13 protein-coding genes are annotated in these 13776 nt (G+C 64.9%); 10 read left to right on the top strand and 3 right to left on the bottom strand.

The features are described from left to right. Positions 1–102: 102 nt before the first annotated feature. Positions 103–1269, bottom strand: coding sequence for a pyridoxal phosphate-dependent aminotransferase (locus AC1IQ6_RS27355; protein ID WP_485865581.1), 1167 nt, complete (start codon positions 1267–1269; stop codon positions 103–105). Between the two features lie 112 nt (positions 1270–1381). On the opposite strand from AC1IQ6_RS27355, the gene AC1IQ6_RS27350 reads away from it, so the two are divergent. After that, a complete protein-coding gene (locus tag AC1IQ6_RS27350; protein ID WP_485865580.1) occupies positions 1382–2416 on the top strand; it encodes an AbrB family transcriptional regulator in 1035 nt (344 codons plus the stop codon). Positions 2417–2649: 233 nt separating this feature from the next. Then, positions 2650–2856 (top strand): cold-shock protein, encoded by a 207-nt coding sequence (locus AC1IQ6_RS27345; protein WP_006216596.1) that lies wholly within the window; start codon positions 2650–2652, stop codon positions 2854–2856. An 879-nt stretch (positions 2857–3735) separates the two neighbouring features. Here AC1IQ6_RS27345 and AC1IQ6_RS27340 read toward each other — a convergent pair. Further along, the gene (locus AC1IQ6_RS27340) at positions 3736–3915 is read right to left on the bottom strand and encodes a hypothetical protein (protein ID WP_485865579.1); all 180 of its coding nucleotides are present in this window, start codon (positions 3913–3915) and stop codon (positions 3736–3738) included. 836 nt (positions 3916–4751) lie between these two features. On the opposite strand from AC1IQ6_RS27340, the gene mnmG reads away from it, so the two are divergent. The 6 genes from mnmG (at position 4752) to AC1IQ6_RS27310 (ending at position 11003) form a co-directional block, all read left to right on the top strand. Beyond that, positions 4752–6671, top strand: a complete 1920-nt coding sequence (gene mnmG / locus AC1IQ6_RS27335; protein WP_485865578.1) for a tRNA uridine-5-carboxymethylaminomethyl(34) synthesis enzyme MnmG — start codon at positions 4752–4754, stop codon at positions 6669–6671. 83 nt (positions 6672–6754) lie between these two features. Then, positions 6755–7411 (top strand): 16S rRNA (guanine(527)-N(7))-methyltransferase RsmG, encoded by a 657-nt coding sequence (gene rsmG, locus AC1IQ6_RS27330; protein WP_181391055.1) that lies wholly within the window; start codon positions 6755–6757, stop codon positions 7409–7411. Continuing rightward, entirely contained in the window at positions 7408–8208 is an 801-nt protein-coding gene (locus AC1IQ6_RS27325) for a ParA family protein (RefSeq protein ID WP_102774995.1), read from the top strand. The genes rsmG and AC1IQ6_RS27325 overlap by 4 nt, the downstream gene beginning before the upstream one ends. A 9-nt stretch (positions 8209–8217) precedes the next feature. Next, positions 8218–9042 carry a GNAT family N-acetyltransferase gene (locus tag AC1IQ6_RS27320; RefSeq protein ID WP_485865577.1) on the top strand — a complete coding sequence of 275 codons (825 nt, stop codon included), beginning with the start codon at positions 8218–8220 and terminating at the stop codon, positions 9040–9042. Positions 9043–9085: 43 nt separating this feature from the next. Then, complete coding sequence (locus tag AC1IQ6_RS27315; RefSeq protein WP_102774997.1) at positions 9086–10006, top strand: ParB/RepB/Spo0J family partition protein; 921 nt, start codon at positions 9086–9088, stop codon at positions 10004–10006. Next, the gene (locus tag AC1IQ6_RS27310) at positions 9999–11003 is read left to right on the top strand and encodes an asparaginase (protein WP_485865576.1); all 1005 of its coding nucleotides are present in this window, start codon (positions 9999–10001) and stop codon (positions 11001–11003) included. Before AC1IQ6_RS27315 ends, AC1IQ6_RS27310 begins: the two co-directional genes overlap by 8 nt. Here AC1IQ6_RS27310 and AC1IQ6_RS27305 read toward each other — a convergent pair. Then, on the bottom strand, positions 10997–11884 hold the full coding sequence (locus tag AC1IQ6_RS27305) for a LysR substrate-binding domain-containing protein (protein WP_102774999.1): 888 nt from the start codon (positions 11882–11884) through the stop codon (positions 10997–10999). The two genes, AC1IQ6_RS27310 and AC1IQ6_RS27305, sit on opposite strands and share 7 nt — an antisense overlap. Positions 11885–11998: 114 nt before the next feature. Here AC1IQ6_RS27305 and AC1IQ6_RS27300 point away from each other — a divergent pair, with 114 nt between their 5' ends. Continuing rightward, positions 11999–12586, top strand: coding sequence for a cysteine dioxygenase family protein (locus AC1IQ6_RS27300; protein ID WP_485865575.1), 588 nt, complete (start codon positions 11999–12001; stop codon positions 12584–12586). Positions 12587–12588: 2 nt separating this feature from the next. Then, positions 12589–13773 carry a cystathionine beta-lyase gene (gene metC / locus AC1IQ6_RS27295; protein WP_111826295.1) on the top strand — a complete coding sequence of 395 codons (1185 nt, stop codon included), beginning with the start codon at positions 12589–12591 and terminating at the stop codon, positions 13771–13773. The last annotated feature ends 3 nt before the right edge of the window (positions 13774–13776 follow it).

Below are 13776 nucleotides of genomic sequence, written 5' to 3'. Positions count from 1 at the left end.
CGCCGGAACTGCATGGGGCGCCTCGCGGCGCCCCTTTTTTTATCCATCGAAACCGGCAAAATATGAATATGAGCTTTTACTCATATTCAGTCGAAATTGCCGTCAGACCCGGGCCAGCCGCTGCAGCGCGGAGTCCAGGGTTTCGTCCTTTTTCGCGAAACAGAAACGCACGATGCGATGGTTCGATTCGGGCGCGTCGGGATGGCGGTAGAACGCCGAAACCGGGATCACGGTGACGCCGTGATTGACGGTCAGGTCGCGCGCGAAGTCGGCCTCGTTCTGGCGCGAAATCTCGCTGTAATCGGCCAGCAGGAAGAACGTGCCGGGGCTGGGCAGCGGGCGGAAACGGGTCGTTTCCAGTCCTTGCGCCAGGCGGTCGCGCTTGGCCTGGTAGAAGGCCGGCAGATCCAGGTAGGGCTTGGGGTCGCGCATGTATTCGGCCAGCGCGAACTGCATGGGCGAGGGCACCGTGAACACCATGAACTGGTGCACCTTGCGCAGTTCGGCGCTGAGCTGGCGCGGCGCGCAGCAGTAGCCTATCTTCCAGCCGGTGGTGTGATAGGTCTTGCCGAAGGACGAGATCACGAAGGCGTGCTCGGCCAGCAGCGGGCGGCGCGCCACGCTGGCATGCGGCCTGCCGTCGAACACGATGTGTTCGTAGACCTCGTCGGAAACCAGCAGCACGCCGGTGTCGCGCACGATGGATTCGAGCGCGTCGAGGTCGCTGTCGTCCAGCACGGCGCCGGTGGGGTTGTGCGGGAAGTTCAGCATCAAGAGGCGCGTCTTGGACGTGATGGCGTCGCGCACTCGCTGCCAGTCGATGCGGTAGTAGGGATCGTCTGCGGTCGGCGCGCGCAGCGGCACCGGCACCGCGGTGCCGCCGGCCAGGCGGATCGCCGGCAGATAGGAGTCGTAGCAGGGCTCGATGACCACGACTTCGTCGCCGCTGCCCACGGCGGCGAGCACCGTGGCCATCAAGGCCTCGGTGGCGCCGCTGGTCACCGTGATCTCGGTTTCGGGATCGTACGCGTGGCCATAGCATGCGAGCGTCTTGGCGGCGATGGCTTCGCGCAGCGGCGCGACGCCGGGCATGTAGGGGTATTGGTTGTGGCCCTCGGCCATGGCCTTGGAGACCAGCTCGCACAAGGCGGGATCGGGATCGAAGTCTGGGAAGCCCTGGCCCAGGTTGATGGCCTTGTGTTCGATGGCAAGGCGGCTCATCACGGTGAAGATGGTGGTGCCGACGTCAGGAAGTTTGGATCGGATCATGGTGGACGAGGAAGTGGACGCTACCAGCGTAGAGAGTTTTCGTAAGTATCCCACTAACTCATAATTCGTTTTCTCGAAACGCAGCGATATGGAAGGGGGCGTGGTGCAGAGTATGTCGGGTAGGGTGCTGGGCGGTTTCGTGATCGCGCTGGCCGGAGCGTTGCTGGCCGTATGGGCGCATATTCCGCTGCCCTGGATGCTGGGCGCGCTGCTGTTGACGGCCGCGACGCGGATCGCCGGATTGGGCACGGCCTGCCCCAGGCCCGCGCGCAACGGCGGGCAGTGGGTGATCGGCACCTCGCTGGGCCTGTACTTCACGCCGCAGGTGATCGGGCATATCGGCAACAACGCCGGCCCCATCGTCGTGGGCATGCTGTTCGCGCTGGGGTTGGCGTTTCTGGGCACGGCGATTCTGCGCCGCTACACCGACGTGGATTTCAAGACGGCCTGGTTCTCGGCGGCCATCGGCGGCGCCAGCGAGATGGCTAACCTGGCCGAGCGCCACGGCGCGCGCATCGACCGCGTGGCGACGGCGCACAGCGTGCGCGTGCTGCTGGTAGTGGTGACCGTGCCGTTCATTTTTCAGTGGTGGGGCGTGGCCGGGCTGGACCCCACCGTGCCCGGGCCGCGCGAGGTGCATGGCGCCGGCCTGGCCTTGCTGGTGGCGCTCACCTGCGTCGCCGGCGCCATCTTCATGAAGCTGCGCCTGCCCAATCCCTGGGTGCTGGGGCCGATGCTGGTGGCAATGATCCTGACGGCCTCCAGCATCGAGCTGTCGGCGCTGCCCGACTATGTGCCGAAGATCGGGCAGCTGTTCATAGGCTGGTCGCTGGGAGACCGCTACCGGCCCGATTTCTTCCGCGCCGCGCCGCGCTTCATCGCGGCGATGGCCGGCTTCACCATTCTGGCGCTGGCCCTGGCCTTCGGCCTCGGCGCCCTGTTGTCGCTATGGTCGGCGGCCCCGATCCCGACCCTTATTCTGGGCACCACGCCGGGCGGCATCGCCGAAATGGCCATCACCGCCAAGGTGCTGCAGCTGGGCGTGCCGGTGGTCACCGCGTTTCACGTGACGCGGATGGTGTTCGTGGTGCTGGTGACGGGGCCGCTATACCACCTGCTGGCGCCGCGTCAGGCGCGCTCCGCCTGAGCCGGATTGCTTCAAGTCTGAAAAATACGACATTGGGGAAAACAACTATATGAGTCTGTAATGTCCGGTGAGTATGCTGGTCAGGCAGTTGATTCAAGCAGCGCGCGGACTCGTTCTGCAGCCTGGCGGCAGGCGGGAACGCAGCAGCAACGCAGGTGTCACAACCGGTCGTTCAGTTCTCACGGCGTCCTTGATTCATTGCATTTCGAGTTAATTACAGGACGCTAGAAAAAATGGCTCAGAAGGGCAAAGTTAAGTGGTTCAACGCTGACAAGGGTTACGGTTTCATCACTCCGGACGTCGGCGGCACCGATGTTTTCGCACACTTTTCCGCCATCCAGGGCCGCGGCTATCGCAGCCTGAACGAAGGGCAGGAAGTCGAATTCGAAGTCAAGGATGGTCCGAAAGGACCTCAAGCGGCCGAAATTCGCCCGCTCTAAATCGGGAAATCCCAATTTCCCGTCTGCCAGGCTTGGCCTGGCTACAACGCCCCAAGACCTCAGGTCTGGGGCGTTGTTTCATTTGGGCCGCGTCGTCCAATGCGGGCGCCGCCGATTTTCCGTTTCGGGTTTTCAGCCATTTGTTAGTAGCTACTAACATATTCTCGGGCCGTGGATAAGTTTGTGGATAATTATTTTTGGGCATGAGTATTTTCATGCGCAGTAATGAAGCATTTCATTGCTCCGACGCAAGGATTTGCAGAGTTATCCCAAATTCCGTACCGCATTCCTGGTCTTGCCCAGGCAATGGCGCAAGGACCGCTACGGTGGTCTGACTGCCCTCAATACGCGCATTTTCCCCAGTAAATACGCAGGTTTGGGCGGATTTTCCCGCTCCAACGGGGCACAGGCCTCTATATTCTTCCGGCGCCCCAAGGCCGATTTTTGGCCCGCCGGCGGGCGGTTGTTCACAAAGATATCCCCATCTCGGTTATGCACAGAATTAGGCCTTTGGTAGCCCGATTCGGGTGTTCGCGCCTGTGGATATAAATGGGGATAGCAGGAGCTCGCTAAAACTTTCGGATGGCATGGATGCCCAATGGCAGATGGCCCACGCCAGGCCGCTGGCTGTCGTGCGCGGTTAATTTTTCTGTCTTGAATCGTGCAGGCGAGTTTTCCACAACGCGCAGGGGATAATCCGGCACTCACCCAAAAGGATGATGGCGCGGCGAGCCGGGCAGGAGCAAGATACTTGCTTCATCAAAGATTCCCGATGACGGCGCTCTATGGATGCGATAGATCCGGAATATGGCTGCGGCATGGGATAACACTGGGGATAAGCCAAGGCGATGAACTTGGCAGGCGATTCCAGTTCGGAAATCAAATCTTGTGGGCCGGCGATGTCAGCCCGGCGGTGAGTTTTTCGGCGCGGCCGTTCGGCGGCGTCATCTTATCCACAAAGTTTTCCACGGTTATGCAGGGCGCTATGCGGCTTTTCGGCGCTGCGCTTTTTGCTGCTTTCTTGCTGTCATTTCCAAGGACTGCACGCGCCGCTTTCATAGGGGGCAGCTTGCGTATTTGTGGATTTTCATGGATTTGGCCTGGTGCCTCCGGTGCGCGGCGAATAGGCGTGGGAACGCACCTTGCGGCTGTCTGTATTCCGACTTATCCCCAAAGTTGTTCCACGTGAAACGCGGGCACGCAGTAATTCAACGACAGCTGGATTTGTTGATAACTTTGTTATGAACTCGAAGCCGGTTTTATTGAGTCAATTTTGCTGATCTCGGCCAGCATGGAACTCTGCCGGAATGTTTTTCATAACGTGTAGCGGAGCGATCGTGGACAACAGTTCACGAATGCGTCGTCTGCCTTTGCTTGATTGTGTGGTGAATACTTCGGAAAAAATTGATTTTTCAGGGGTAGGGGTAGGGTAGGGGTGAAAATATCAGTTTTTCTTCGTTTCATCGGAACTTGGTGGTTTCACGTGAAACAACGATGAGGGGCTGACGTTCTCATCTGCCTTATGTTTCACGTGAAACACGGCAAATGCTGTGGAGACGATGTTTCACGTGAAACATCGAGATCGGCGTTCTTATGTGTCGAACCTGAAACTGATCGATTCAGCTCAATGGGCTTCCAAGATAGTGTTTCACGTGAAACATCGAAGCACCGCGGACCTTCCTTTAGACATCTGAATCCCGATGTTCCACGTGGAACACGCATCCGAAACACCGGCAGGTGCCGACATATTGTGCGGGTCTGCATGCCTGTCGTTGTCAATTGCCGACGCCTGAAGGGAGCTGCGACGCTTCGTTGCTGCAGCGAAACATGTTTCACGTGAAACATGGAAGCCCTGCCTCTATAATGAGCACCGAACGCTCTCTTACCTCCCCATCATGGACTATCCCCGCGCATTCGATGTCATCGTTGTCGGTGGCGGCCACGCCGGCACCGAGGCGGCTTTGGCTGCCGCGCGCACCGGCGCACAGACGCTGCTGCTGACGCACAACATCGAAACCCTAGGTCAAATGTCTTGCAATCCCTCCATCGGTGGGATCGGCAAGGGCCACCTTGTCAAAGAAGTCGACGCCCTGGGCGGCGCAATGGCTTTGGCGACCGATGAGTCGGGGATTCAGTTCCGCATCCTGAACAGCTCCAAGGGGCCGGCCGTGCGAGCCACTCGCGCCCAGGCCGACCGCGTGCTGTACCGCAAGGCTATCCGTGGCCGTCTGGAGAACCAGCCCAATCTGTGGCTGTTCCAGCAGGCCGTGGAAGACTTGATGGTGGAGGGCGACCGTGTGGTCGGCGCGGTGACGCAGGTAGGCCTGAAGTTCCGGGCCAAGACCGTGGTGCTGACTGCCGGCACGTTCCTCAACGGCCTGATTCACGTGGGCCTGCAGAACTACTCGGGCGGCCGGGCGGGAGATCCTCCCGCTATTTCGCTGGGGCAGCGCCTGAAGGAGCTCAAGCTTCCGCAGGGCCGGCTCAAGACGGGCACGCCGCCGCGCATCGACGGGCGCTCGATCAACTACGGCATCCTGGAAGAGCAGCCTGGCGACCTGGACCCGATCCCGGTATTCTCGTACCTGGGCAATGTGGCGATGCATCCGCGGCAGCTGCCTTGCTGGATCACGCACACCAATGCTCGCACGCACGACATCATCCGCGGCGGCCTGGACCGTTCGCCCATGTATAGCGGCGTGATCGAAGGCGTGGGCCCGCGCTATTGCCCGTCCATTGAGGACAAAATCCACCGTTTCGCCGACAAGCAGTCGCACCAGGTGTTCCTGGAGCCCGAGGGCCTGGACACGCACGAGGTGTATCCGAACGGAGTGTCGACCAGCCTGCCGTTCGACGTGCAGCTGGAACTGATTCACTCGCTGCCCGGACTGGAGAACGCGCACATCCTGCGCCCCGGCTACGCCATCGAATATGATTACTTCGATCCACGTGGATTGAAGAGCACGCTGGAGACCAAGGCCATCGCCGGCCTGTTCTTCGCCGGGCAGATCAACGGCACCACCGGTTATGAAGAAGCCGCGGCCCAGGGCCTGCTGGCCGGCACCAATGCCGCGCTGCTGTCGCTGGAGCGCGAGCAATGGACGCCGCGCCGCGACGAAGCCTACCTGGGCGTGCTGGTGGACGACCTGGTCACGCGCGGCGTGACCGAGCCCTACCGCATGTTCACGTCGCGGGCGGAATACCGTCTGAGCCTGCGTGAAGACAACGCCGACTTGCGCCTGACGGAAATCGGCCGCCGCCTCGGCATCGTCAACGACGTGCGCTGGGACGCCTTCAACCGCAAGCGCGACGCGGTGGCCGCCGAAGTCGAACGCCTCAAGTCCTCGTGGGTCAATCCGCGCGTGCTGCCGGCCGAGGTCGCCGAGCCGCTGCTGGGCAAGGCGATTGAACGTGAGTACTCACTTGCAGACCTGCTGAAACGCCCCGGCGTTTCCTACGAAGCGCTGATGGCCGCCCGCAATACCGACGGCACGCTGCTCGCCGGTCCCGGGGTGGTCGCCGACGAGGTGCTGGCCGAGCAGGTCGAGATCCAGGTCAAGTACGCCGGCTACATCGCGCGCCAGCAGGACGAGGTCCAGAAGCACATCGCGCACGAGCAGCAGCCCATTCCCGCCGACGTGGACTACGACGCCGTGACCAGCCTGTCGTTCGAAGTCCGCCAGAAGCTCAAGGCGCACCGTCCCGAGACCATCGGCCAGGCCGCGCGGATCTCGGGCGTCACGCCCGCCGCCATCTCGCTGCTCCTCATCCACTTGAAGCGCCTGCATTACGGCTCGCGCAAGCAAGCGGCATGAGCCCCGTGGGGCGCCCCAAGGGCGAGTACCGCAGCGTACATGAAAGCCATTCCGTGACCGGCCGCGCAGACCAGCCCGCTGACATGGCCGGCCGGCTCGCGCGCGCGTGCGAACAGCTGGGGCTGGACGCCGACGCGTCCGCCCGGGCCAGGCTGCTCGACTACCTGGCGCAGATGCAGCGCTGGAACCGGACCTACAACCTCACCGCGATCCGCGATCCGCAGCAGATGCTGGTGCAGCACCTGTTCGACAGCCTGGCCGCCGTGGCGCCCTTCAGCGAGGCGCTGGGCGGTCCGGACGCGCCGGCCAAGGTCTACGACGTCGGCTCGGGCGGAGGCCTGCCTGGCGTCGTCCTGGCCATCATGCGGCCGCACTGGTCCGTGACCTGCGTGGACGCCGTCGAAAAGAAAACCGCATTCGTGCGCCAGATGAGCGGCGCGCTGGCCCTGCCCAACCTGCAGGCGCGCCACGCCCGCATCGAAACGCTGGAGCCGGCCGAGTGCAACATTGTCACGTCGCGCGCCTTCGCATCGCTGGACGATTTTGCGCAGCTCGCAGGTCGGCACGTGCGCAACGATGGTACCCTCGTCGCCATGAAGGGCAAGCACCCCGAGGATGAAATCCAGGCGTTGCATGCGCGCGGGCAATGGCAAGTCGATCACATACAGCCGCTGTCCGTGCCGGAACTGCAAGCGGAACGCTGCCTGGTCTGGATGCGCCGCAGTCAAGGAACCCTATGAAGAACATACCCCCCAGCACGACCGCCCGCGTATTCTGCATTGCCAACCAGAAGGGCGGTGTGGGCAAGACGACCACCGCCATCAACCTGGCGGCCGGCCTTGCCACGCACAAGCAACGCGTGCTGCTGGTGGACCTGGATCCTCAGGGCAACGCCACGATGGGCAGCGGCATCGACAAGAACTCGCTCGAATCGAACCTGTACCAGGTGCTGATCGGCGAAGCCGGCATCGAACAGGCGCGCGTGCGCTCCGAATCGGGCGGCTACGACGTGCTGCCGGCCAACCGCGAACTTTCCGGCGCCGAGATCGACCTGGTGCAGATGGAACAGCGCGAGCGCCAGCTCAAGGCCGCCATCGACACCGTCTCCAGCCAGTACGACTTCGTGCTGATCGACTGCCCGCCCACGCTCTCGCTGCTGACCCTGAACGGCCTGGCCGCCGCCCACGGCGTCATCATTCCGATGCAGTGCGAATACTTCGCGCTCGAAGGCCTGTCCGACTTGGTCAACACCATCAAGCGCGTGCATCGCAACATCAACGACGACCTGCGCGTCATCGGCCTGCTGCGCGTGATGTTCGACCCGCGCATGACGCTGCAACAGCAAGTGTCCGCGCAACTCGAGGCGCATTTCGGCGACAAGGTCTTCAAGACGGTCGTGCCGCGCAACGTGCGCCTGGCCGAAGCACCCAGTTACGGCATGCCCGGCGTGATCTATGACCGCGCGTCACGCGGCGCGCAGGCCTACATTGCATTTGGTGCCGAAATGATCGAGCGCGTAAAACGGGATTTGAAGTAATCCATATCCATGTCGGCCTCTGCGCGCATCGCTCCGCTTCCGTCGATCGCCCGCCGCGCGCCTTGCGCCGGCGAGCGCGACAGCCTGCGCGTGCGTCTCGAAGAGGCCGCGCTGAACGCGACGGCGGTCGGCGCGCAGGTGCTTTATGATGGCTGGCTGGTGCGTTTCGCGCAGTCGCCGGCCAAGCGCATGCGCAGCGTGAATGTGCTGGGGTTATCCACACGTACGCTGGATGAGCGGCTGGCGTATTGTTCATCGTTGTACGCGCGCCATGGCCTGCCCATGGTGCTGCGCCTGACCTCCATCGGCCCCGACTTTTCCCTCGATGCCGACCTGGAGGCCCGCGGTTATGTTTACACCGGCGAGACCCGGGTCATGAGCATGCCGCTCGCGCCCGGGCACGGCGCCACGGGCGGGCTGCGGTTCCAGACGATCGCCGCAGACCGTTTCGCGCAGGCGGTCGGCGCCATGCGCGGCGCCTTGCCCGAGCACGTCGACGAACACCGCAGGCGCCTGCAGGGCCTGGCTGTGGATATCCTGCCGGTGCTTGCCACGGACGCGGCGGGGCGCGGCGTCGCCGCCGGCCTGGCCGTGCGCGACGGCGATCTGCTCGGCCTGTTCGACATCGTCACCGACCCCGCAGAGCGGCGCAAAGGCCATGCCGGCGCCCTGGTGGAACACTTATTGGCTCTGGGCGCTGCCGGCGGCGCCACGACAGCCTATCTGCAGGCCGAGCCGGAAAATTCAGCCGCGCGCGCCTTGTACGGCCGCTACGGTTTCAAAGACTGTTACGCGTATTGGTATCGCGTGCCCGCCGAGCACGCGGACACCTGAGCCTGGCTCGGGATACAAAAACAGAAGGAAAGAGGATTTAACTATGGCCACCAAGAAACCCAAGGGATTGGGCCGCGGACTGGACGCCTTGCTCGGCGCGGACGCGCCCGCCATCGAGAACATCGGCAAGGCCGCGGCCAAGCCCGAGGGTCCGCCGTCCACCTTGCCCGTCTCCAAGATGCGCGCCGGCAAATACCAGCCGCGCACGCGCATGGACGAGGGCGCCCTGGGCGAACTGGCCGAATCGATCCGCACACAAGGCATCATGCAACCCATACTTGTGCGCGCGCTGGGCGAGGCCGCGCCCGGCCAGTACGAAATCATCGCGGGCGAGCGCCGTTTTCGCGCCGCCCAGATCGCCGGCCTGAAGGAAGTGCCGGTGCTGGTGCGCGAAGTGGCCGACGAGAACGCGGCCGTCATGGCGCTGATCGAAAACATCCAGCGCGAAGACCTGAACCCGCTCGAAGAGGCGCAGGGCGTGCGCCGCCTCCTGGACGAATTCGGCCTCACGCACGAACAGGCCGCGCAGGCCATCGGCCGCTCGCGTTCGGCCACCAGCAACCTGCTGCGCCTGCTCAACCTGGCCGCCCCGGTGCAGACCATGCTGCTGGCCGGCGACGTGGACATGGGCCACGCGCGCGCGCTGCTGGCCGTGGACGCGGCCACGCAGATCCAGCTGGCCAATCTCATCATTGCGCGCCGCCTGTCGGTGCGCGAAGCCGAAAAACTGGTCGCCAAGACCGCCAAGGACGCCGACGCGTCGGCCGCGCCGCGCAAGAAAACCAACGGCGCCTCGCGCGACCTGACGCGCCTGGAGGAAGCCCTGTCCGACCACCTGGGCACGCGCGTCGCGCTCAAGGTGGGCGCCAAGGAAAAAGGGCAGATCGTCATCGACTTCCACGGCTGGGAGCACCTGAATTCGCTGCTGGAACGCCAGGGCCTGTCCGGAGTGGTGGATGCCTGAGCGCGCGCTGCCTGTCATCGCCGTACTGGCGACGGGCGGCACCATCGCCGGCGCCCAACCCGACGCCACCACCGCCGGCTACAAGGCGGGCTCGGTCGGCGTGGGCGAGCTGCTGGCCGCCGTGCCGCAGCTGGCCGCCATCGCCGACATCCGCGCCGAACAGGTCGCCAACGTCGGCAGCCAGAACATGACGCACGAGGTCTGGCGCGCGCTGGCGCTGCGCGTGGACGCGCTGTGCCAGGACCCATCGGTGGCCGGCATCGTCATCACGCACGGCACGGACACGCTGGAGGAAACCGCGTATTTCCTGAGCCTGGTGATCCGCCACGACAAGCCCATCGTGCTGGTGGGCGCCATGCGTCCGGCCACCGCGCTGGGCGCCGAGGGCCCGGCCAATCTGTATAACGCTGTGGCGCTGGCGTGCCATCCCGACGCCCGCGGCCGCGGACCGCTGGTGGTCATGAACGAGGACCTGCACTACGCCCGCGAGATCCAGAAGACCGCGGCCGCCGGCCTGTGCGCGTTCGCGTCGCCGAACCGCGGCCGCGCCGGCGTCATGCACGGCGGCGCGCCGCAGTTCTATTCGCGCAACACCACCGCGCACACCACAGAAAGCGAGTTTTCACTCGCATTGCTGGAGCGCGCCGGCTGGCCGCGCGTGGCCATCGTCTACGCCCACGCCGACCTGCAGGACGACCTGATCGATTTCCTGGCCGGCGCGGCCGACGGCATCGTGCTGGCCGGCGTCGGCGACGGCAACGCCACCGACCTGGCCATCGACGGCCTGCTGCGGGCCGCCGCCAGCGGCGTCGCGGTGGTGCGCGCCAGCCGCACCGGCAGCGGCCTGGTGGCGCGCGACGTGGAACTGGACGACGCCGCCCTGGGCTTCGTCGCCGCGCGCGACCTGAACCCGCAGAAGGCGCGCATCCTGCTGATGCTGGGCCTGTGCGTCACTCGCGACCCGCAGGCGCTGCAGCGCTTCTTCGACCGCTACTGAACGCCTGAATCGGCCGCCTGGAGCCCGCGGCCCAGGCCGAGCTGGGTCTTGAGCATGTCGTAGACCTGGCGCGTCAGCGGGTTGATCAGATCGCGTCTTATCCACAGGAAGTAGGTCACGTCCGGCAGCGGCGGCAGCCCTTCCTTCTCGCCCAGCACCCGCATCTCCGGCCCCAGCAGTTCCACGCTGCGCGCCGTCACGCCCAGGCGCGCGCGCAGCGCGGCCTTGATCCCCACCAGGTTCGGCGCCACGTAGTTGGTGTGCCAGCGCACCTGCGCCTGTTCCAGCGCATTGAGCGCCAGCCGGCGGAAGATGCTGGGCTCGTCGGCCAGCACCAGCGGCACCGGGGCGTGCATATCGTGCACATAGTCGGCGCAGGCCAGCCACACCGTGGGCGAACTGCGCAGCGCCACGCCTTCGAACTCCTGGTCGAAGCGGGTCGAGATCGTCAGGTCCAGCTCGCCGGCGCGCAGCGCGTCCATCAGGAACGGGCTGCGATCGGTGCGGATCTCCAGTTTCACGCGCGGCGCCGAGCGCGCGATGTGCATCAGCAGGGTGGGCAATATGGTGTCGGCCACGTCCAGCGGCGCGCCCAGGCGCAGGTCGCCTTCCAGCGGCCCGTCCTGCAGGGCGCGCAGCGCCTCGTCGTTGATGGCCAGTATGTGGCGCGCGTAGGCCACCAGGCGCCGGCCATGCGAGGACAGCACCTTGTTGCGGCCCTGCTTTTCGAACAGCGGCTGGCCGATGACCGATTCCAGCCGCTGCATCTGCTGGGTCACGGCCGACTGGGTCTTGTGCAGCCGGGTGGCGGCCTGCGAGAAGGTCTCGTACTGGGCGATGGCGGTCAGGGTGCGGAGCAAGTCCAGGTCCAGATTGCGCATGGCAGACTAAAAATATTAGGAACGCTAATGGAATATTAAGGCAATTTAAATTGTTTACGCCGGGCGCGGGGGATACATTGGCTTTGATAACGACCGACAACAGGGAAAATCAAAGTGAGCACTCCGCATCCCCATCAGGCCGGCATAGACGGCGCCATCGGAAATATTAAGAAAACTGTAGGAAATAAGGGGCTGAACCGCGACAGCCTCAAGCTGGTGCTGGACGAGCTGATCGGCCTGGCCGGCCACACCGACTGGTGGGCGGCCGACCGCTATCCCGCGCCCGAGGACGGCGAGCGCCAGGCGCGCTACCTGATCGCCGAAGACCCCGACAAAAGCTACGCGCTCTATCTGAACGTGATGCGTCCGGGCAAGCAGATCGTTCCCCACAACCACACGACCTGGGCCTGTATCGCGGCCGTGGAAGGCGTGGAACACAACTACGTGTACGACCGCCTGGACGACGGCGCGACGCCCGGCGTGGGCCGCCTGAAGCAGGCCGGCACCGTGGTGGTGGGGCCGGGCGCCGGCATCGCGCTGATGCCGGATGACATCCACGCCGTGGAAATCCAGGGCGACAGCGTCATCCGCCACCTGCACATGTACGGCCGCGCGCTGGAGACCCTGAACGAACGCCTGGCGTTCGATCTGGAGGCGGGCACCTGCAAAGTCATGCCGATCGGCGTGCAGACGCGGCGCTGAGCATGGACAAGCCGCTGCGGCCCGCGACGCGTCTGCTGCGCGCAGGGCGTCCCCACCGGGGCTGGGTCAATACGCCGGTCACGCGCGCCAGCACCTATGTCTTCGACAGCGTGCAGGCCTGGCGCGATACGCGCGCCCGGCGCGAACAGGAACGCCTGCCGTCCTATGGCGCGCGCGGCACCGACAGCACCCACGCGCTTGAGGATGCGCTGGTCGAGCTGGAGGGCGGCCACCGCGCCCATCTGTATCCGACCGGCCAGGCCGCCATCGCCACCGTGCTGCTCGCCTATCTGCGCGCCGGCGACCACGTGCTGCTCACCGATGCGGTGTACGAGCCGGTGCGCCGCTTCTGCGCCGAGCACCTGTCGCGGCTGGGCGTCGAATACACGTACTACCGGCCGGACGGCGCCGGCATCGCGGCGCTCATCCGCCCCAACACGCGGATGATCTATGCCGAGTCGCCCGGTTCGCTGACCTACGAGATGCCGGACCTGCCCGCGCTCGCCGAACTGGCGCGCCGGCATGACTGCTGGCTGGCTGTGGACAACACCTGGGCCTCCGGCCTGCTGTGCCAGCCGTTGGCGCTGGGCGCCGACATCTCCATTCTCGCGGCCACCAAATACCTGGGCGGACATGCCGACGTGATGATGGGCGCGGTCGTGACCAATGCGCGCGCCTGGCGCGCCCTGGAGCGCGCCACCATCGATTTCGGCCAGACGGTGGGCGCCGACGACGCGTACCTGGTGCTGCGCGGCATGCGTTCGCTGCCCCTGCGCATGGCCCAGCATGCGCGCAGCGCGCTGCGCGTGGCGGACTGGCTGCTGGGCCGCCCCGAAGTGGCGCGCGTGCTCTGTCCGGCGCTGCCCGGCGATCCCTCCCACGCCATCTGGAAGCGCGACTGCAGCGGCGCCAACGGCTTGCTGACGGTGGAGTTTTCGGCCGGATTCGGCGAGGCGGACGTCGAACGCCTGCTCGACGGGCTGCGGCTTTTCGGCATCGGCGCGTCGTGGGGCGGATTCGAAAGCCTGGCGATCCCGGTGCGGCTGGAGAGCTGCCGTTCGCTGCCCGACACCGAAAAGCGCGGCGTCATGGCGCGCCTGCACATCGGCCTGGAAGACCCCGAAGACCTCATCGCCGATCTCGAACATGCGCTGTCCGCGCTTTCCTCCGTTTCCCGTTCCCTCTGAATC

It is taken from the genome of Achromobacter sp. MUI-25009338 (assembly GCF_057359325.1).
This window is presented reverse-complemented; position numbering and strand designations above follow the sequence as displayed.